At 35.5% G+C, this 22,116-nt stretch carries 15 protein-coding genes; 4 read left to right on the forward strand and 11 right to left on the reverse strand.

The window, feature by feature from the left end:
• Positions 1 to 2: 2 nt before the first annotated feature.
• From ACGH47_RS00390 to tssB, 10 genes are all read right to left on the reverse strand, one after another.
• Complete coding sequence (locus tag ACGH47_RS00390) at positions 3 to 3,704, reverse strand: toxin VasX (protein WP_411622342.1); 3,702 nt, start codon at positions 3,702 to 3,704, stop codon at positions 3 to 5.
• A gap of 24 nt (positions 3,705 to 3,728) precedes the next feature.
• A complete protein-coding gene (locus tag ACGH47_RS00395) occupies positions 3,729 to 4,610 on the reverse strand; it encodes a hypothetical protein (RefSeq protein ID WP_267379301.1) in 882 nt (293 codons plus the stop codon).
• The gene (locus tag ACGH47_RS00400) at positions 4,610 to 7,045 is read right to left on the reverse strand and encodes a type VI secretion system Vgr family protein (protein WP_411622343.1); all 2,436 of its coding nucleotides are present in this window, start codon (positions 7,043 to 7,045) and stop codon (positions 4,610 to 4,612) included. Before ACGH47_RS00400 ends, ACGH47_RS00395 begins: the two co-directional genes overlap by 1 nt.
• A 54-nt stretch (positions 7,046 to 7,099) precedes the next feature.
• Positions 7,100 to 9,967 carry a type VI secretion system ATPase TssH gene (gene tssH, locus ACGH47_RS00405; protein ID WP_411622345.1) on the reverse strand — a complete coding sequence of 956 codons (2,868 nt, stop codon included), beginning with the start codon at positions 9,965 to 9,967 and terminating at the stop codon, positions 7,100 to 7,102.
• 70 nt (positions 9,968 to 10,037) lie between these two features.
• Complete coding sequence (locus ACGH47_RS00410; protein WP_065559516.1) at positions 10,038 to 10,526, reverse strand: Hcp family type VI secretion system effector; 489 nt, start codon at positions 10,524 to 10,526, stop codon at positions 10,038 to 10,040.
• Positions 10,527 to 10,561: 35 nt separating this feature from the next.
• Positions 10,562 to 12,322: an OmpA family protein gene (locus ACGH47_RS00415; RefSeq protein WP_411622347.1), complete on the reverse strand. Its 1,761-nt coding sequence runs from the start codon at positions 12,320 to 12,322 to the stop codon at positions 10,562 to 10,564.
• A gap of 11 nt (positions 12,323 to 12,333) precedes the next feature.
• Complete coding sequence (gene tssL, locus ACGH47_RS00420; protein ID WP_267379293.1) at positions 12,334 to 12,999, reverse strand: type VI secretion system protein TssL, short form; 666 nt, start codon at positions 12,997 to 12,999, stop codon at positions 12,334 to 12,336.
• 9 nt (positions 13,000 to 13,008) lie between these two features.
• A complete protein-coding gene (tssK, locus tag ACGH47_RS00425) occupies positions 13,009 to 14,361 on the reverse strand; it encodes a type VI secretion system baseplate subunit TssK (RefSeq protein ID WP_065559519.1) in 1,353 nt (450 codons plus the stop codon).
• Positions 14,362 to 14,413: 52 nt separating this feature from the next.
• Positions 14,414 to 15,946, reverse strand: a complete 1,533-nt coding sequence (tssC, locus tag ACGH47_RS00430; RefSeq protein ID WP_411622349.1) for a type VI secretion system contractile sheath large subunit — start codon at positions 15,944 to 15,946, stop codon at positions 14,414 to 14,416.
• 71 nt (positions 15,947 to 16,017) lie between these two features.
• On the reverse strand, positions 16,018 to 16,518 hold the full coding sequence (gene tssB / locus ACGH47_RS00435; RefSeq protein WP_065559521.1) for a type VI secretion system contractile sheath small subunit: 501 nt from the start codon (positions 16,516 to 16,518) through the stop codon (positions 16,018 to 16,020).
• A 601-nt stretch (positions 16,519 to 17,119) separates the two neighbouring features.
• Here tssB and ACGH47_RS00440 point away from each other — a divergent pair.
• From ACGH47_RS00440 to ACGH47_RS00455, 4 genes are read left to right on the forward strand one after another with little or no spacing between them, the layout of a single operon-like run.
• Positions 17,120 to 18,040: a metal ABC transporter substrate-binding protein gene (locus ACGH47_RS00440; protein WP_267360655.1), complete on the forward strand. Its 921-nt coding sequence runs from the start codon at positions 17,120 to 17,122 to the stop codon at positions 18,038 to 18,040.
• Positions 18,040 to 18,936, forward strand: a complete 897-nt coding sequence (locus ACGH47_RS00445; RefSeq protein ID WP_267350505.1) for a manganese/iron ABC transporter ATP-binding protein — start codon at positions 18,040 to 18,042, stop codon at positions 18,934 to 18,936. The genes ACGH47_RS00440 and ACGH47_RS00445 overlap by 1 nt, the downstream gene beginning before the upstream one ends.
• Complete coding sequence (locus tag ACGH47_RS00450; protein WP_411622350.1) at positions 18,937 to 19,797, forward strand: metal ABC transporter permease; 861 nt, start codon at positions 18,937 to 18,939, stop codon at positions 19,795 to 19,797.
• A 2-nt stretch (positions 19,798 to 19,799) separates the two neighbouring features.
• Complete coding sequence (locus tag ACGH47_RS00455) at positions 19,800 to 20,630, forward strand: metal ABC transporter permease (protein ID WP_411599159.1); 831 nt, start codon at positions 19,800 to 19,802, stop codon at positions 20,628 to 20,630.
• Between the two features lie 76 nt (positions 20,631 to 20,706).
• On the opposite strand, the gene dnaB is transcribed toward ACGH47_RS00455, so the two are convergent.
• Positions 20,707 to 22,116, reverse strand: coding sequence for a replicative DNA helicase (gene dnaB / locus ACGH47_RS00460; protein ID WP_411597208.1), 1,410 nt, complete (start codon positions 22,114 to 22,116; stop codon positions 20,707 to 20,709).

Here is a 22,116-nt window from a genome sequence, read left to right on the forward strand (position 1 = left end):
TTTCAATCGATCATATATTCAATACGTAATGGTGATTTTGCGTTCTCATCTTGCCAATAATGTAATATTCCAATTACTTTTCTAGCTCGTTCCCTTAATTCAGCAACTTTTTGATTTATCAATAAAGTCGATAAATTATCATCACTGCCTTTGTTTATTACTATCGGACTTGAAGTAATTGGGTAATCTTTTGTTTCTACCCAACGTACTTCTAATTGCTCACATTGATTTTGTTCTATTGCCACATGTAGACATTGTTGATCATTACCTTGCTTCAGTTTAGCTTTACCAATGTTTCCATTTTTATCGATTAGATAAACTACGCAGGTATAGCGACTTTTATTACTAAAATTTGGTAAATTAATATGGACACGAAGGCCACCCAAATATTTCAGATGCTCAGCTGTTTCAAATTCGTCATATCTATTAAAATCTTCTATTAAAAAAAATTCCCTATCAGAATAGTTATAGTTTAAAGATAAATACATACCTGAAAGATAAGCATAATAGTCATTTAACGCGACACTTGTACCTACAGTTGTCAAAGGATATGGTTGACCTTTTTCGGGATGATCATGCTTGCCGAAGTAACAACGGTTAAACCAAATTTGCATAGGTGACCAACTGTCCGCCTCTGAACCTAATGATACTAAAATTGCTCCAATAATAGCTAAAACAATAGCAGTTAAAGCTAATGGCAAGGCTAAAGATAATATAACCCCACTAAAAAATAAAATTCCTGAGAAAAAAATTAAAAATCCACCAGTTCCTACTAAAATTCCATCAAATATATCTCCATTTATCGCATAACCAATTCCTTTATACATCGATATCACTCCGTCAAGAATGGTAATAATCGCTAGTGCAGCCCCTGTTACTTTCATAAATGTCGCACAACTAGGTATCATAGTGGTAAAGATATTAATTTTCGATAGTGCTCCAGCTAGCCTAATAGTGTGGGCTATTACTTCCGCTGATAATAAAGACATAATTACACAAGATTTGAGCATATCATGTGAAATTTGGTCTTTTACATCTTGCGGTAGTGTTTTACCCTGTTCATTTAATGTATATAAGTTTTGACTAAATAGATGAGCTTGAAAAAATATCATCAATGTATTGATGCCAATTGCCTTGCTCGAGTCAACACGGATTCGTTTTTTAACGTGAGCATAAGCTGTTTCAAGATCTTGTAGAGTTAACTCACCACCAAATTGATGTGAGTGCTTAATTTCGGTACCTAAAATTGTTTTGGTTTTAGCTAATGTTGTTTCTTTTAGCTTGCCACCTTTTTTTAGAGTATTTATCATTTTTTCCATTGAGGCTAAATCTTCTGCCACAATCATAAAATCCATACTGACTGTTTTTTCAAGCTGCTTTTTGGTCAGTTCATTTTCAAATCGCCAGCGTGTATCTGGTATCTTCGAAAGTTTATAAACTTTATTATAGTGTTCTATATTAACCGATGACACATTAGATTTTTCCATTATAAATTCATAAATTTTCGGCAAATTTTTGATTTTGACTTCAACAGTCATTCTTCTATATTCAACACCAGAAAAGATTTTTAGTTGCTCTATACTGTGATTCTCCATTAACACCTGATTAATTAAATTTGCATTATTTGGGCGATTAGCAAAACCTGCTATTCCCCAATTAAATAATCTTTCCATCATGTCAACAAATAATGTGGTATTTTTTGCTTCAATTGGTAGATTCATCACAGAATTAAGATTACTCACGATATTATTCAAATTATTTATTGTTTTTTCTTTGTTAGCTATATCTTGGCCCTTTTCCATCTCCACAATTCGTTGTTTCAATAACATATCATAAAGGTTATTATTCTGACCTTTTAATAAGTAAAAATAGATGGAATTTTCATCTCGAAACAGGCTGTCCCATAATCCAAACTGTTCCGGTAACTTAGCCATAGTAATATTACCTTGCAACATAGTGATTAAATCTTCAAAATACCCTAAATGATCTTTTGAGTAGTCATTCTCCTGTTCGTGCTTCCAGAATTCTACTAGATTATAATCGGTGAGTTCAGAGGGAGCATATTGAGATGGTTTATCTTTTGAACCAAAAAGCCATGTTACATAAATCAAATAATCAATTGATATTTTACGAATATCTTTAATTATTTCCTTAAATTTTTGGTTATCGTCATCATAGAACTTCTTTAATCTATCTAAATCTAATCTCTCTTCCAATTTTGCCCAACTTTTATTAAATTTATTTTCCGCAGCGCTTTCAAGTGACCAATGAAATCGTCGTACGTCTTTGGCATTCGTAGTTGATTTATGTTTTTCAATTAAAACTTGTTTTTCTTCTGCTGATAATGAAACTTCTTTCCATCCTGATGATTTTAAAGCATTAATTCTCATTTTAAACGATGCCATTGCTCCTTTAAAATTTGCTGCAGGTTCATATACATCCATGTATTTTTCATCTGTATTTACTCCTTTATAATCATCTTCAATTGTATTGCGATAATAAGTGTTTAATCCTTTTTTATAACTTTCTATACAAGATAATATTCTACGTTTATAAGCGCGTTCAGTTGAAAAATATTCATTTAAGTACTTATGATTATTTGTTTCGGATTTTTGTTCCTGTGAACATTTTGATTTTTCTGAAGATACCTGTAATATCGATATATTACTTTGATTATCACCTATATCCTGATTAATAAAACCATCAAGGTAATTTTTAGCATAAGGATAAAGCATTTCTTGTTCTTTGGCTGAATTTAACCATTGATCTGTAGGTGTATAATCTGCTATTTTTTCGTTGTATTTATCCGCCAATTTTTTTTCTATCACCCGTTCATGCTCTAAAAACGCATTATTAATCAGGTCAAAATTTTGTAATCGTTGTGCATTAAGTTCTTCAACTACACCAAAAGTGTCCTCTAACACAATACATCCCAATTTGCATTGATACTGATCTTCAAGTATATTCGTTATCTTTGTTATCTCCGCTATATCATCTTTGTGTGAATAATCATTAAATTCATGCGCACTTGGAAATCGCATCTGAAAATCTTTTTTTCCAAAAAAAAATTCAGGTAAATGTGGCGCTTTGTTACTTTCTAATAAATTTCTAAATTCGAAACTTCGACCATCAGGTGATAATAATTCTGGTTTTTTACGAGTTGAATCATTTATGGTAACTTTGGTAAATCTTCTTAAATCTGCCTCTACTGACCGATAATAATCTTCTGTCGTTCTGGACCATGCCCTACGGCTATAAGCTATCCAAACGGTAGCATTCAACACATCAATATTTGCAAATATAGCAGGTATATAGTGATTTATGGCTGTGCAGGATTCTGCTAAATCTTCTATTTCATATTTTTTCATGTGAGCTATGGAGCGATGCCTTAGTGCCCCTTTAGAAGTCACCTCATATCCCAGTAATTTTCGATTTCCATTTTGTTCCATCAATACATACACATATCCTTTACGCAACATTCTTAAAGCATATTTGTGTTGAGTTAACGCTGCCGATGGTTGCCTACCTTTTAAATTAGGAACACTTTCTGACCAGTTGATTGAGTGATAAACTTTTGGATTAATGACGGATTGACGAACTAAAAAAAATGGCATACCACCACGTTGACAGGTACCACATCCTCCGTCAGCTATTGCTGAAGCATTTCTTGCTTCAGTAAAAATATTTGGATCTATCTTACCCATTAATTTATACCATATATTAAATTTTTAATTATTAATTTCAATTTGAATTAAAAGTTCATCTAACGTACCTGGATATTCAATTGATTCATTTACCGCTTCATTGACTTCTTTTTGCTCTAATAACTTTGGATACTCTTTAAGCAATAACGATAAAGTAAATAAGTCTCTTGTATTTTTTAAACCTGCTATTTTGGCTGTTCGATAACATTCTGCTAAAGATAATATGTCAGAATCTTGTATGTGTCTGTTTTGCATTCCGCATATATTTTGCCAAGCAATCGTTAGATGATAAAGTTTTGTTGATTCTTTAAGATAAAATTTGACTTCTTCATTAATGAATAATTCTGAGGGATCTTGTATAGAAGATAGTGATTGAATTATTTGAAGGCGATTTGTAAATGATGTATAGCAATATGTACTACAACAATTTAACAAATAAGGTAACCAATCGAAGCAAATTTTATTGCCTTCTTGTAGTAAAAACAATTTGAATGGTTCATAGAATGGGACAAAACGAGTTTTATTCAAAGTAGCTAGTTTTAATCCTATATTAATTATTTGTTTACTCAATGTCTCAGGTTCATTTTCGCTTACCATACAACAACAAATATATCTTTTTTGAAGGGAGCCATCATTCTGAAGTTCTTTACTGATAAAATGCACAAATTTTTCGTTTAATTGTTCATCAGGTTTGGCAATAACAACTAACTTTGGGCAATGATCTAAATCATGGGTCAGATCAGGTCTTGGAATAATATGAATAGCTTCTTTGCCTAACTCTTCCTTTAAACTTTGAATTGATAATATATGAAAATAACTTAACGAAACTAAGTTATCAATCAGTAAATAACGATACTGTTTACGTGCATTTTCATTGTTCAAAAGGTTGAGTAATTGCTTCTCCATTATGCTGATTCCGAACAACTTTCACCTGGAGGCAACTCAACTTGAGCTGTATTGTAACTTGATGGACTTAATACGCTGAAACTAGCCGATTGTACAGTTACATCACCTGGAGCTAGCACTTTTATAGAACCATTTTCAATAACAATTGCAACATTATCACAAGCTAATGTCAGTTTTTTCTTGGCTGATATAATGACTTCACTATCGGTGCTGGTAATTTTCAAATCTTGCTTTGCAGTTAAATGCATTTCATCATTTTGTGCTTGAATATCGACATTTCCTTTTGATGCAAATATTTTTATCCCCATTTTATTTGCGAATAGACTTATCATATTTCCAGCAGTGACCATAAAACGTTTGAATGCGTTGACATCAATAGTATTTTGCGCTGTTTGTATAATGTTTTCACCTGCTGTTTGTTGTATTGAGCTTGGGCTAACATCCGCTATACCTGCTGGCGCATATGTAAGAATTCCTGGTTGTTTCAACTCTTTTAAACTTTGTTCAAAAAGTTGTTTTTGAGCATTTAAATCAGCAAGTTCAGCTTGTGCGGCTTCGGCTAGTTCATTAAGCCTTTTTACCATTTCGCTCGCTTGTGCTAGTTGTTTAACTGCACTGTCCATTTGTAATTGAACATGACTTGCCTGTGTTTGCTCTTCACTGGTTATATATAACCCTTTGCCTGCTCTGATTGCGCCCCATTCATCAGTGCGTAGTTCAAACCCTTCGCCACGTTTTTCTTTCTTTTCATTAACTAAGTGACCGATATTGACTTGAGTTTTACCGTATTCGGTTGCTAATTTGATGTGTTCTTGACCACGTTTGTCGTCCATACGGAGCTTGTTATTTGCAGGTGTTCGAATCACATTGCGGTGTTTGTTAATCGTTGCCACATGATCAGGATGCGAACTGTCATGCATTGCATGGGCTATGTAAGGTCTGTCTGGGTTACCATTTGTAAACCCTATCATTACCCCTGTTCCGTCAATTAGCGGAAAGTGAAAACCATATGTATCACCAGAGTAAGGTTTAGCAAGTCTTAGCCATAAACTTTCTTCCCCTTTTTTCCAATTTTTTAAGTCAAAATTGAATTTAACTCGATAACGTCCCATAGTGTCAATGTAACCATAGGTGTCGTTATTTGGACTTGTCACGTTGGCAGGTAAGGTGCCGCTCACTTTAGGCCAACGAATAGGTGCTGGTCGATACGGTATTAATACTTTAAATGGTATTGCCGTAAAAGATAATTCATAAGAATCCGTACGATTACCATGTCCTTCTACACTTAAAATTATAATGCCATCATCAATGTCCGATATTGGCGCACCGCTAATGGTAATACATTGACCCGGTATAAGGCTGTAGCGGTTTGTTCGACCTTTTATGATAATTTGTTTACTGATCATATGCTCATGACGTATTCGAGCATACCACTTACCACTTTCTATACTGTTTTCGTTGTTGGTTTGACTATTGTCGTTGTTATTGTTTTGTTTTTTGGCATGACCGTTATCATTCAAACCTTTATAGTGTTCTTCATAACGGTAATCAGTACCATAAGTTGTGATGTATTTAGGTTGTGTATTTTCATCACCTTTTAAATTTGCCCCTGCATTACGATAGTTGAAATCTTGAACTTTTACTGATTTTTCAATAATTTGTGTATGTAGCGACAGATCCCAAACACTTTCGGTGTTACCGTCAAGTGTGCCGCTTGGTTGTTTGTAATCGATATTACCAACTTGGTGATAACCTTGCTCGTAATCGCTTATCACCATGACATCACAATTATGTTCCGCATGACTTTCAAATCGGAACCAGATTCCGACATCCGCTAATAAGCGTTGGATGAATTCGAGGTCGCTTTCTTCCCATTGGGTAATAAATTCTCGCGCCGGATAGCTGTCTTTTAATTCTAAGCGGTAGTCAATGCCTGAGAATTCATGACTTCGTAATACTTCTTCTACGACACTTACTATGCTTTGATTTTGATAGATGGCACTATTACGATTAAGTGCAAGTCTTGCTAATCTTGGCGATAATACAACCTGATAATGTGCTTCGTCTTTATTTACTGAAAGCTGATTAAATTCTGTGACAATACCATAGATAGCACGAGAATCACTTTCTGTAGGTAAATCACTTAGTGATCGGATTGCATTTCCTAGCGCTTTATTCGCTACAGGATTGAATGAGAATGAACCCTTTTTATTGAGAATCGTGTTTATTGATATACTTTTATCAGCACTGGTAAATGTGATTGTGTATTTCCACGGTTCATTGAGCTTTTCTTCTCCCTTGACTTTAAGTACTGAAATTGGCGAATCGAGACCATCAACCTTTAACGTGTAACGGTTGTGGCTAACCTCACCTGTTAGCCCATTCATTAAACCTTCGCCAAATTGACTAATGAGGTTAGTTAACTCTTTCGCCATATTTTTCTCCTTATATCCTTTTATTTAGGTTTTTCATTCAACGTCTGTAACATTTTAGGCTTTTTTAACGGCCTTTTTTTTACCTTTGCTTTCTTCTGCTGGCTTTGTTTTTGCTGACTTAACAACTTTCGCTTTAGTCGGTTTTGGTTCGTCCGAGTCAGCTTTTGTTGTTTTAGCTTTAGCAGATTTTGCTTTAGTTTGCTCACTTTCCCATTCAAGTACGATTCCTTCTGATTCGTCAAAATCAAGGATTAACGTTGGTACTTGATTGTTAGTTGTACTGCTTCGTTGTAGTAATAAATTTGATACCACAGGTAAAATTTGTTGATTTAAGATACTGTCAATGTTTCGTGCACCTGTATCTGGTAGTAAACACGCTGATACCAAGGTGTCGTAAAGTTTTTCGCCCACATTAAATACAATTTTGTAATGTTTTTGTAGTCGGCTGGCAACTTTATTGAGTTTCATTTCAACAATTTTGCGTAATGCGTCTTTACCAAGTGGTGTATAGATTACTGTTTGGAAACGTGCTAATAAGGCTGGTTGGAAATGTTCACGAATTATCGGACGTAGAAGTTCTTGTTGTGTCGCAATATCGGCGTCTGGCATTTCTTCGAAAAGCGCCATAAGCTCATCACTACCTAAGTTAGATGTCATTAATATTAAGGTATTACGGAAATCGATTTCACGACCTTCACCGTCACGCATAAAGCCACGATCAAAGACTTGATAGAATAAGTTAAGTACATCACGGTGTGCTTTTTCGACTTCGTCTAGTAACACAACACTGTATGGTCGTTTGCGAACGGCTTCGGTTAATACCCCACCTTGACCATAACCTACGTATCCCGGAGGTGATCCTTTAAGTTGTGAAACGGTGTGCGCTTCTTGGTATTCTGACATGTTAATGGTTACCAGTGATTGTTCACCACCAAATAAGGTATCTGCTAATGCTAAAGCTGTTTCGGTTTTACCCACACCTGACGGACCAACTAATAAAAATACGCCCATTGGTGCATCTTCTGATGTCAGTCCAGTTTTTGCTGCACGAATACGTTTAGCTAATTCAAACAGGGCATTATCTTGTCCCACAACACGTTGACGTAAATCATCTTCAAGCGCAAGTAAGTGGCTTTGCTCATCTTTTAGTAAACTTTCTAATGGAACACCTGTCCAGTCTGATATAACAGATGAGACTGTGCGACTGTCAACATCAAGTGAAAGTAATGGGTTATGACCTTGTAGCTCATTTAATTCTTGCTGAGCATCGCTGAGTTTTTTAAGTAGCTTGCTATCTGATTTATTCGTCAGTTTTTGACGTAATTCAATCAATGTTTCAATTTGTTTTTTCTCTTTTTCAAATTGAGTTTGTTGAATAGTTAATTTGTCTTGTAGTTTGGCTAACTGGATGTCTATTTCTTTTAAGCGATCGCTCGTTAAATTTTCACCTAATGCCAGATCTGCGTTAATTGCATCTTGTTCAATTTTCAGTGAGGCAATTTTAGCTTCAAGCTGTGTAATTGATTCTGGTATCGTATCTAGCCCCATACGTACACGTGCTGACGCTGTATCAAGCAGGTCAACCGCTTTATCGGGTAGTTGACGTCCACTGATATAACGTCTTGATAGTGAAACGGCTGTTTTGACAGCTTCGTCTAGGATATGTACGCCATGGTGTTTAGCATAACGTGATTTTAAGCCACGCAACATTAAACATGCTCGATCGTCATCAGGTTCGTCTACTTTGACCATTTGGAAACGACGCTCTAAAGCGGCATCTTTTTCAAAATATTGTTTGTATTCAGACCATGTTGTCGCTGCAATAGTGCGTAGTTCTCCACGTGCTAATGCAGGTTTTAGTAAGTTTGCCGCATCTGCGCCACCGGCTGAATTACCCGCGCCGATAATAGTATGAGCTTCGTCAATAAATAGTAATATTGGTGTTGGAGACTGTTGTACGGCATCAATTACATTTTTTAATCTTTGTTCAAATTCACCTTTTACGCCAGCGCCCGCTTGTAATAAGCCAAGATCTAACGTTAGGATGCTAACATCCGCAAGATTTTTTGGTACGTTTCCTTCAGCAATTCGAAGTGCTAAACCTTCAACTAGCGCAGTTTTACCTACCCCTGGTTCACCGACAAGAATTGGGTTATTTTTGCGACGACGGGATAGAATATCGACCATTTGTCTGATTTCACTGTCACGACCAAAAACGGGATCAATTTTACCTGATTTGGCTTTTTCAGTGACATTTTCGGTAAAACGTTCAAGCGCCGCTTGATGATGCTTTTGTTGAGCGATTTGTTTATCATTATTATTTGTAGCATCATTCGCATCGTTTTTTTGTGTTTTGTTTGCAGCTAATGCTGAGTTGGCAGTTGAGTCAATACCAAAACTGTCTGTAGCATTCATTACACTATCTGATTGATAACTGTATTGGTTAGCTGGGTTTTCGTCTGATGTTTCGTCCAGTTGTAAACGCATTTTTTGTAATGAAACTGGCGATAAGCTAAGTAGTTGCCATGCATCTTGTGCTTTTAAGCAATGTGGCATTTCTTGCAATGCTTGCAATATATGAACTGAGCGAATGACTTCTTCATGATTTTCTAGCGACGCTTTTAACCACGCTGATTGCATTACAGCTATCAACGATGGCGATAAACTTGGTTTTGTGTTAATAGTATGCGGTAGTGCGTCTAGATAATTGAGTAATCCAGTCCAAATTTTATCCATATCGAGTTGATAATGTCTTGAAATTATCGTTATGTCACCTGAACCCTGTTCTAGTAATTTTAATAACCAATGTTCAAGTGTAATTTCGGTATGTGCTCGTGTTTGGCATAATCCAGCCGCAGCTTCAAGCGATTTCGCACAGTACGGATTTAGTCGTCTTAATAAAACAGAGGGATCAGCTATCATTACTATTTCTTTCCTTAATCATTAATAAAATAAATACAGCCCCTATAAATAGGGACTGTGTAAGTTAAAATTAACCTCGGCTTTCTACCCAGCTGTCTGAGTGGATGATGTTGCCATCTTTATAAGTCCAAGTAATTTTTTCATAACGAAGTTCAATACGTTCTAAGTGGTTGTATTGTTCTTTCGTTGGATCTTTGATGTTGTGCATTTCAGGTTTAACAGATACGACTTTTACACCGTCCATTAATGTATTGAAATATTCAACTTCTTGTCCTGCATCGTTGATTTTGTACCATTTGATCTCAACTGATTTTAAGTTTTGACCAGTAGTTACAGCTTTGTATAGGTAAGGTGAAGATGCATCAACTTCTTTAACAAATTCAAGTGCTTTATGTACACGAGTTCCTGTTAATTTACCTGTATTACCATCGGTTGGGATGTATACTCGGTGATCGAATTCAACCACTTCTACACTTCCTTCACGACCAACAACGGTTACAGAACCTTTGATTTCGGCACCGCCGTCATCTTTTAAAAACATATAAGCTGGTACAGCCATTGTTTATCTCCTTTTATTGTTTTTGTTTCACACTCTTAGTTTTCATTCGTCAAAATACATGTTGACGCTTGAGGAACTAAATTTATTTCTACCCTTCGGTTTTTTGCACGATTTTCTGGAGTATCGTTATCCACTAAAGGTTTTTTTGCACCATACCCTTGGATGGCGAAACAGGTTTCTGGTATGTCACTCGCTTTTAATATCCAATCACGTACTGACATGGCTCGATTAAATGATAGTTGTTGATTTTTGTTTTCATCGCCAACTGAGTCGGTATGACCCGTAATGATCATTAACCAACCTGTACCAGGATTTGCATTAATCTGTTTTTGTATTTCCATTAATGCGTTAATTAACACTTTTTCTGAACCAGATTTTAAACTTGCTTGTCCGCTTTCAAATAACGCTAAGCTATCTAGACGAATTGGCGGAGGTGGCTCTTTAACAATAACCTGCGTTTTTTCAACAATTACTTTTTCAGGCTCTGGTGGTTTTGCTACGTAGTCACTCATGGCTACATTGAGCGGTTCAACTAGCTGTAATCCACGATATAACCCCATTCCTAAACGTATAGGTTCACCTTTAGCATAGTATTCATTTAGCATGGTTTTATCATTTCGTAGTACTTCAAGTGCCTCTTTTTTCTCATCATAATTGCCCATTGGGACTAAATGGTAATGATGAATATCATTTTGAATTCTATCGATTAATTTGATGTTATTCCAATATGACGCCCCCATACTTCCCATTAAAAATAATGATGTGATAATAACTAATCCACAGATCATTGAACTAATAGGCGAAAATGGATATGCAATTGGCATAAATTTAACTAATGCATCTGGCGGGGTGACACCGTCTTGTATTTTATGCGTATTTGGTAATGATAAACTTGTCGCATTTTTCCATATTTTTTGCATGAGATTATCGTGAACAATCGATTGGTTGGTAGGATAGATTGCTACACCAGTCGGTACACATTTAGCAATAGGTTGCTTGTCATTAACTAAAGTAGTTAATACTACGTCTTCAATCCAACTTTCTGTTTCACTTAAAAATGGACGAAGTCTTAATCGTCGTTCACGTTCATCTGTTGGAATTTTGATGTCATTAACCCAATTTGTAATTGGCGACAAATAACGATCTAACAAATATAATTTTTGATTTAATAATTGAAACCAATATACAGGTAATGGGTTATTTTCGTCATAGATTAAGTCGTTCAGTCCAACATGGGTTGAAAGATAAACAGGCATTTGGTATTTAGCTATTCGACAAGTATCCACCCATGATTGACGAAATGCTTGTAATTTAGCTACAAATAAGCCCTGTTTGTCTTCTGTTTCTGGTGTTAAGGCAAGAAAAATACCTACACGACCCAGCATATCAGGCCATTTCGCCACTAATGAATCGTAAACTATCGGTAGATGTGAAAATTCATCAACGTAGATCCAAACTGCTTCGGACGAAACTAATACATTAGATTCGGCAAGCGATAAATCCTCAGGAAAAAAATCTTTAGCCGCGCTACCCGTAACCATGAGTATTGGTAAACGATAACGCTGTCTTGCCGGTAATAAATCAAGTTTTTGAGTTAAAAATTGGATATTTGCTGTTGATGATGCTAGCACTCGTCGATAACGTCGCATTTGCCAAAGAAAACCTCCGGCAATAGCAAAGACGAGAATCGATCCAAGTATTTTCCAGCCAATTGTTATTGGTAGGAAAACAAACAATAATAATAAACTCAATACGACTGCATATATAATTTGAATGCGCTTAGGGTAATCGCTCATAATAAACCTTTTTAACCAACAAGTTGCTTAACTAAGTTGTCTAGTTGATTATCCAATAAAAAGTAAAGCCCAATAACGACAATAACCGATACGACAGTACAAGCTAGTAGAATGGTTTTTCTAAACTGATAACGATATGTTTTGGTCTGTTCAATGATTGGATATGATTGTTCTGGCTCATATTCTCGTAAAGCTTCACGTAGCGCGAGTATCAGGTGCTCTCGTTCCATTTGAGGTCTATCAAGATAACAGCCTTGGAAACCAAGTCCTAATACTCGGTCAAAACAAGCTAAAACAATTCCTTCTTTTCTATCAGCTCTTAAGCGAGAACGAATTTTATCGAATAGGTCATCACCTGCGCTGTGCGTGTTGAAATAGATAACTTGTAATGGCGAACCTAACCATTCATCATAGTCTTGATTTTTCGGATTATCTCGATGACAAAGTAATACAGTTTCATCTAATAAAGCACATAAAGCATAACTGATATCATCAATTACATCTTGGCTATACTGCGCTTGATGTAATTTGTCTCGTACGGTTATAACTTGTTGCTTACAAAGTTCGTACAATTTATGTCCCGATGGAATATCAGCTTTTGCTTTTAACTGCACTACAACTAAGATGGAGTCTCGTAGTAATTCGTCAATATTAATTGCTTTTGATTCTATACTCATAATTTGATCCTATGACCGCAATACGGCGAACAATTCTAACGAAATATCAGGCATTGCACGTGGTACATAAAATTCACAACAGCGTGTAAGTAACATATTTTTTGCCGCTTCATGTGAAAGATCTAATGCAAAATATTGATTGTCCAAACGCACAGGTATAGCAGCCGGAACATGGCTAAGTGCTTTAATTGGAATACCAGATAACGCAGAATGTATGATTTGCCTTACATCATCAGGTGCACCTGCTTTACATAAGATTGGGAATCGTGATTGTAATTGATGACCTGGCATACTTGAGCGTACTGAAAGATAGAAGTCAGCATCTTCAACTAGACGAGAATCATTTAGTCGTCCAGTCCATAATGTGTCTTTGTCATGAACTAATTCAATTTTAATTACTCGAGACGGTAAGCTTTCTTCTAGTAAGTTGCGTACTAATCCAAATAATGGAGGGAAAACTTCATTAAGATTATCATGCTGATAAGCCGGGATACCATCCACATTATTTAATAATGAGAATGTTAATAACGCACCTGTCAAGGCTGTTAATGTTTGATAAAGCTTTTCAGGATGAATTGTTGGATTATCTCGTAAAAATTTGAGTTGAGGTTCATAGGTATTTAATGCATTTAATAACCAGAATAATGACACATCAGCGGTGGCAAATTCAGCCATTTGTTGATTTCGCTCATGGCGCATTCCTGTTAAATGTTGCCGTTTGGCTTGCATTTGAACACATAATAATTCAAGTTCTTTAACTAATGTTCCGCTTTGTGTATGCAGATTTAACATTGGTGGAAGGTATTCTTGATCAAGTACAAATCGCCCGTTTAGATCTCGTTTTAGACGAGCTACAGGACAAGTTAGGTAGTCACTATGATTTTCAAAATCAAATAAGAATGTTAGCGCATAATGCTCAACAGCTATAGTTTCGACATTTTGCCCCAATAGGTCGGTAACTTCTACCCATTCTTGTCTATATCGTAGTGGACGTTCAAGACGTTGATTTTCTTGTAAACAGTTACCGCCGTTAGCTTGCAGTAATGGTATACCAATAAATACGGTTACTTCTTCAAGTTCGACCGGTATATCGGTATTTAATATTCTTGCTTCCGGTAGTTTGTCTGCTATATCGGTATTGATAACAACGCCATCAGAAAATCGGATACTAATTGATTCTGCTTGTAATCGATCGAAGGTTAGTGCCTGCAAATCAATAGATAGGCTTTCAATTCCCCATGGGTTAGCCACCGCTAGAGTGGCTAATTTTTGTGAAGTGAATTGATCCCACAACGCTTGTTGTTGAAATTGTTGAGGCGTCAAAAAGACGCCTTCATTCCATAAAGGACGAAATATTTTCATGTGTCCTAACACTCCTTAAAAGATATTAATGAAATCAAGTAAAAGCTAATACTTATGATTTAGCTTTTGGCATCTGTGATACCATTGATAAATTAATATCCATTCCTTCGATTTGGAAATGAGGAATTAAGAATGTTTTAACACGGAAGAATCCTGGATTATCTTCAATATCTTCAACAATGACTTTTGCTTCTCTTAATGGGTGAGCCGCTTGAACTTCATCACTTGGATCTGTCATTTCAGTGACAAGGTTGCTTATCCATTTATTTAATTCAAGTTCTAACATACGGCGGTCTTTAGTTGCACCGATATTTTCACGTTGAATAACTTTTAAGTAGTGAGCAATTCGTGACAATAAGAAGATATAAGGTAAACGAGCATTAATACGGCTGTTTGCTGTTGCTTCTTTTGTATCATAAAGTGCTGGTTTTTGCGTTGAGTTCGCAGAGAAGAAACATGCATAATCTCTGTTTTTATAGAAAGATAATGGGATGAATCCTAAATTAGCAAATTCAAATTCGCGTGTTTCAGGGATAAGCACTTCGGTAGGAATTTTTACTTGATTACCAGTACCTAAATCATAAAGGTGAATTGGTAAATCTTCAACTAGTCCACCTGCTTGCGGTCCACGAATTTGCACACACCAACCATTACGAATGAAGCTTTGAGTCATGTTTGCTGCAAACGCATAAGATGCATTAGTCCATAAATAACGGTTGTGATCAAGTCCTTTAACATCTTCAACATAATTGAAGCTACGTACTGGAATTGTATCTGGTCCATAAGGCAGACGAGCAAGTACTCTTGGTAAAGTTAAGCCGATGTAACGTGAATCATCAGTTTCACGGAAGCTGTTCCATTTGGTGTATTCTGCACGGTCGAAATAGTTGCCAATATCTTTAATTGCGGCAACTTCTTCCATGGTTTCTTTACCAAAGAATTTTGGACCAACAGAGCTTACAAATGGCATGTGTGCAGCAGCTGCAACTTTAGAAATATTACGTAATAAAGCAATATCTTGTGAATTGCGATCAAACTCGTAATTTGAAATTGTTACACCAATTGGTTCACCACCCGGTGTGTCATATTCTTGAATATAGGTATGACGGTAGAAACCTGTTTGGATGATTTCTGGTGCATCTTCGAAATCTTGACGTAATTCTTCTTTTGAGACATCTAGAAGTTCAATTTTAACATTACGACGGAAATCAGTACGGTCAACTAAGAATTTTAAACCACGCCATGTTCCTTCGATTTCTTGGAACGTTTCGTGATGCATAATAGCATCAAGTTGGCGACTTAATTTTTGGTCTATTTGACTGATATGATAATCTAATAAGTGTTTATCTAATTTTTCAATTTTTTGTGATGAACTTTGGATCAATTTTAGCAATATATCAATCGCCATTGTGACACGTTCATCTTGTGAAGCTTCGAATAATACTTCGTTATCTTCAAATTTATCAATTTCACCCGCTTTTTTGATTGGACTTAGATTGATTTTATCGAATAAAGATTGGTAAACACTACTATTCTCTTCTACTACGGTTGCTTTACTAGCATTGCTTTGTTTTTGTACGTTCATTACTTTTATCTCTTAATTTTTATCAAACTTTATATTTTGCTGTGCAAATTGAGTTTTGATTGATTAAAATTTTATTTTTTACTTTCAGATACAATTGATTCTAATTCAGCACGGAGCTCATCAGAGAGTTGTTGATCTTTCACTATTTTTTCAAGTTCATAGCGGAAAGTAGCGTTATCTAATAGATTTGATTTCAAATCTCTTAATAGATTGCGCATAGCAAGTAAAGAACGTAGTTGTGGGATTTTTTTAGCGACTTGTTCTGGTGAAAAATCTTTCATAGATTCAAACACCAAATCAACACTGATGTCACTACCATCATCTGCAAGTGTATTAGGTACACTTATTTTAGCTTCTGGTCTAAAATCGTTTAACACTGCATCGAAATTATTTTTATTAATCGATACTTTTTCTTTTTCAGAAAGTGAACGTTTGTCTTTTCCACGACCATAATCGCCAATTGACAATATTTTAAGTGGTAGTTCAACTTTCTTTGAGGCTCCGCCAGTGTGTAAATCTAAACTGATATTCACGCGGGCAGCTGGGACTTCATTTTGATAACTGTTTGACATAATTTCTCCTAAATTTCCATTCCCTTTAAAGGCTAAAATAAATAATTACCCTTAAGTTGTGAATAAATTACACGATTTACGAATTAATTACAATCTTAACGCTTAAATTAATTAATTTTTTCATAAAGAATTTTTTTTAAAATTTGCTTATTTTTCTAGCAAAATAAAGGGTTTTTATGATGTCGCAGATGTGAACTGATGGATTGTTTTTTAATCATTTTTAAATAAATTTTATTAAATTTAATGCTAATTCAATTTTTAAAATGTTTTTTAAATTTTTTTAACTATAGTTAACTCAATAAATCAATTATTAAAATGGCTATTATTTTAATAGATAAGGCTATCTCCTTTTTCAATAAATATTTATTTAAAATACGTTATCTAATAATTTAAAAATTGACTAAATTAAACAAATTTATTTGACTTTAGCGACTTAAATGATAATAATTCTCATTAACATTTAAAGTGTATTTATTTTTATCACTTTATTAGATAGTTAAAGGAAGCTATTATGAAAAGGATTTCTTTTTAGCTTTCACGTTTTCCTTGATTTCTCGGTATCTTGAAGATGATTGAGTATATTATTAAATAGGAGTTGCTAATGAAATTCAATTCTATCAAAAGTCGTAAAACTTTATTAAATTTAATTTTTACATCATTAATTATTCTTACTGGCGTGGCTAACTCTGCAATCGCTGAAGAAAAAAAATTTAAAGTTGTTACGACATTTACCGTGATTCAAGATATCGCACAAAATATTGCGGGCGATGCAGCGATAGTTGAGTCAATCACTAAAGTTGGTGCCGAGATTCATGAATATGATCCAACCCCTCAAGATATTACCAAAGCACTTTCTGCCGATTTAGTATTATGGAATGGACTTAATTTAGAACTTTGGTTTAAGCGTTTTTTTGAAGATATTAAAGATGTTCCTTCGGTTACGGTAACAGAAGGAATTGACCCTATGCCGATTCAGGAAGGAAGTTATAAAGGTAATCCTAATCCACATGCTTGGATGTCTCCGACACTTGCTTTAACTTATATTGAAAATATTCGTGCAGCTTTTGTTAAATATGATCCGAAACATGCCGATATTTACAATAAGAATGCTGCCGATTATGTTGCTAAGATTAAAGCTCTTGATGCGCCTTTAAGAGAACGCCTAGCCAAAATTCCAGAATCTCAGCGTTGGTTAGTCACCAGTGAAGGGGCTTTTAGTTATTTGGCAAGAGATTATAATCTTAAAGAAGCGTATTTGTGGCCGATTAATGCTGAGCAGCAAGGCACACCTAAACAAGTTAAAAATCTGATTGATACGGTTCGTAAAAATAATATTCCGGTTGTTTTTAGTGAAAGTACGATTTCGGATAAACCGGCTAAGCAGGTAAGTAAAGAGACAGGTGCTAAGTATGGAGGTGTGTTATATGTTGATTCACTTTCAACTAAAGATGGCCCAGTACCAACCTATATCGATTTATTAAAAGTGACTGTTGAAACAATAGCTAAGGGGTTTGAAAACTGATGACTCAAATTTGCCTAAACGTTGATGATATTACTGTGACTTATAATAATGGTCACACTGCTATTCATGATGCAAGTTTTAGCTTACATGGTGGCACTATATGTGCACTGGTTGGCGTTAATGGTAGTGGTAAATCCACACTGTTTAAAAGCATTATGGGGATGATACGACCAACTAAGGGACAAGTGACTTTTAATAATACGCCTGTAAAACAAGCATTAAAACAAAATATTATTGCTTATGTACCCCAAACAGAAGAGGTTGATTGGGATTTTCCTGTGTTAGTGTCTGACGTAGTAATGATGGGACGTTATGGACATATGTCTTTTTTACGTATTCCAAGTAAAGAGGATAAAAGACAAGTTGATATTGCCCTAAAGCGTGTAGATATGCTCGAATTTAAACATCGACAAATTGGCGAGCTTTCTGGCGGTCAAAAAAAACGTGTATTTTTAGCCAGAGCGTTAGCTCAACAAGGTAAAGTACTTTTATTAGATGAGCCTTTTACTGGGGTTGATGTTAAAACAGAAAATGCCATTATTGAACTTTTGAAGGATCTTCGTGATGAGGGGCATTTAATTTTAGTTTCTACCCATAATTTAGGTAGTGTACCTGAATTTTGTGATCAAGTTGTTTTGATTAATCAAACTGTTCTTGCTTTTGGATCAACCCAATCCACGTTTACCCCTCAAAATTTAATGACTACTTTTGGCGGTGCTTTGCGTTATTTAAGTCTTTCGGGTGAAAAGTTACATGAAGATGAAGATCCTCGCAAGGTATCTATTTTAACCGATGATGAACGTGCAGCAATATTTTATGGTGAAGGTAAAGATGATTCCCCTCATCAAGATTTACTTGTTGAACATCATGATCATGAACCAAAAGGACAGCAATAAATGGAACTCCTTCTTGAACCATTTAGTTATGACTTTATGCTAAAAGCCATCTGGGTAAGTAGCATTGTCGGCGCAGCTTGTGCTTTTTTATCTGCCTTTTTAATGTTAAAGGGATGGTCATTAATGGGCGATGCTTTATCTCATTCAGTGGTCCCTGGTGTTGCCGGAGCTTATGCACTGGGTTTACCTTATTCGGTAGGCGCTTTTTTTACGGGATTATTGGCTGCACTTTCTATTACCATGGTAAGAGCAATGACCCGATTAAAAGAAGATGCCATTATTGGTTTTATTTTTTCTACTTTTTTTGCGATTGGTTTATTAATTCTTTCATTAAATCCGACTTCTATTAATACCCAGACAATTATTTTTGGTAATATTTTAGGTATTGATGATAGTGATATGTGGCAAGTGCAGATTATCATACTGGTTTCAGTTGTACTTTTATTATTATTCTGGAAGGATTTATTAGTTGTGTTTTTTGATGAAATTCATGCCAGATCAATCGGTTTAAGACCTTTACCTTTAAAAATCCTTTTTTTTACTATTTTAAGTGCTTGCACAGTTGCAGCTTTACAAACGGTTGGGGCAATTTTAGTTATTGCAATGGTTGTCACGCCCGGTGCAACCGCTTATTTGCTGACTAATCGATTTTCACATTTATTGATTATTTCGGTAATAATTGGTGCACTAACCAGTGCTATTGGAGCGTGGTTTAGTTACTTTTTAAATGGTGAAACAGGTGGCGTTATTGTCACATTGCAAACGTTAGTTTTTATTTTTGCTTTTTTATTTGCGCCTAAACAAGGATTAATTTCTAATCGCCGCAAAATTAGACAACTTCGCTTAAGTAAAGGGGATTAAGTATGACTGATATAGGGTATTTTATTTTTCATCCTTTTACAATTCCTCTTATGCAAAGAGCCATTTTAGCCGCGCTTGCAACCGGTATAGTTTGTGCCCTACTATCGTGCTTTTTAGTTTTGAAAGGGTGGTCATTGATGGGCGATGCTATATCACATGCAGTATTACCCGGTATTGTACTTGCCTTCTTAGCCGGAATTCCCATTATTATCGGGGCTTTTGTGTCAGGTTTATTTTGCTCAGTCGCTACCGGTTATATAAAAGAAAACAGCCGAATTAAAGAAGATACCGTCATGGGAATTGTGTTTTCCGGTATGTTTGCATTCGGTTTAGTGTTATTTTCTAAAGTTGATACGTCACAACATTTGAACCATATCTTATTTGGTAGTGTACTTGGTACAAGTTATGCAGAATTAATACAGATTATTTTTATTGCTGCTGTTGTGTCTATTATTGTTATCATTAAGCGTCGTGATCTCATGCTTTATTGTTTTGATCCTGTTCAAGCAAGAGTGGTTGGATTACCCGTTCGATTATTACATTATGGATTACTGAGTATTCTAGCTTTAACTATTGTAGGATCGCTAAAAGCAGCTGGGGTTATATTGGTCATTGCTATGTTGATTGCGCCGGGTATTACTGCTTTTTTAATCAGTAAACGATTTGAAAGAATGTTAGTTATTGCGGTGTTAATTTCTGTCTTTTCAACCGTTATGGGAACATTGATCAGTTATCATTTAGATGCTTCTACCAGTGCATGCATTGTGATTCTACAAGCTACTATTTTTGTTTTTACACAAAGTTATGCCTATATTAAAAGCCGTCAAAATTAACCATTAATAAAATTGCGTAAAAGTGACTTGTTAGTCGTCATGACATTTACGCAATTTTCGCTTTGGAATTTTTTAACTATTCATCATCCATATATTTGCTGGAATCAGCATAATTATCAAAGCGTGAAAATTGACCTTGGAATTTTAATCTTACTTTACCTATTGGACCATTACGCTGTTTACCTAAAATAATTTCGGCAATTCCTTTGTGTTCAGATGCTTCGTTATACACTTCATCACGATAAATAAACATGATTACATCGGCATCTTGTTCAATCGATCCGGATTCACGTAAATCCGAATTCACTGGTCTTTTATCTGCCCGTTGTTCAAGACTACGATTTAACTGTGATAGTGCAACAACCGGAATTTGTAATTCTTTTGCTAATGCTTTTAATGATCGTGATATTTCAGCAATTTCCAATGTTCGATTTTCAGACATATTCGGTACACGCATCAGCTGTAGATAATCGACCATGATCATACTTAACCCTTTATGTTCCCGATAAATACGTCTGGCACGTGAACGTAATTCCATTGGCGTTAATCCGGAAGAGTCATCGATATAAATATTTTTCTTTTCAAGCAAAATACCCATGGTACTTGAAATACGAGCCCAATCATCATCTTGTAATTGACCAGTACGAATACGTGTTTGGTCTACTCGAGAAAGTGAAGCGAGCATACGCATCATAATTTGTTCTGAAGGCATTTCTAAACTGAATATTAATACCGGTTTTTCTTGCATCATTGCTGCATTTTCACACAAATTCATGGCGAAAGTTGTTTTTCCCATAGAAGGACGTGCGGCAATAATGATTAAATCTGAACGTTGCAAGCCAGCTGTCTTTTTGTCTAAATCAAGAAAACCTGTAGAAACACCAGTGACACCATCATGTGGGCGTTGGAAAAGTTCTTCGATTTTAGCAACCGTCGCTTCCAGCACTTCAGTTATGCTTTTTGGCCCCTCTCCTTGCTTGGTACGGCTTTCAGCAATTTGAAAGATTTTACTTTCAGCTAAATCCAATATTTCACTACTGTCTCGCCCTTCTGTCGCATAACAGTTATCTGCAATCTCATTTGATGCGCTGATAAGTTCACGCAATATAGCTTGTTGCCGAATAATATCACTATATGCCACAACATTGATGGCGCTCGGGGTGTTTTTTGATAATTCAGCTAAATAAGCAAATCCCCCCACGTCAGCAAGCAAATCCTTACTTTCTAAACTTTCTGAAAGCGTAATTAAATCTATTGGTGTTCCTTTACCCACTAAAATATGCATTTCAGCGAAGATAAGTTGATGATGACGTGAATAAAAATCCCGTTCGGTTATCATTTCAGCAACGACATCCCAACGCTGATTATCCAGCATTAAACTACCGAGAACAGCTTGCTCTGCCTCTATGGAATGGGGAGGCAATTTTAAGCTATGTAGTTTTGCGTTTTTCGCATTTTGATTATTACCGTCTTTATTGGTAATGAT

This window comes from Gilliamella sp. CG16 (genome assembly GCF_046635785.1).
Taxonomy (GTDB): Bacteria; Pseudomonadota; Gammaproteobacteria; order Enterobacterales; family Orbaceae; genus Gilliamella; species Gilliamella apicola_I.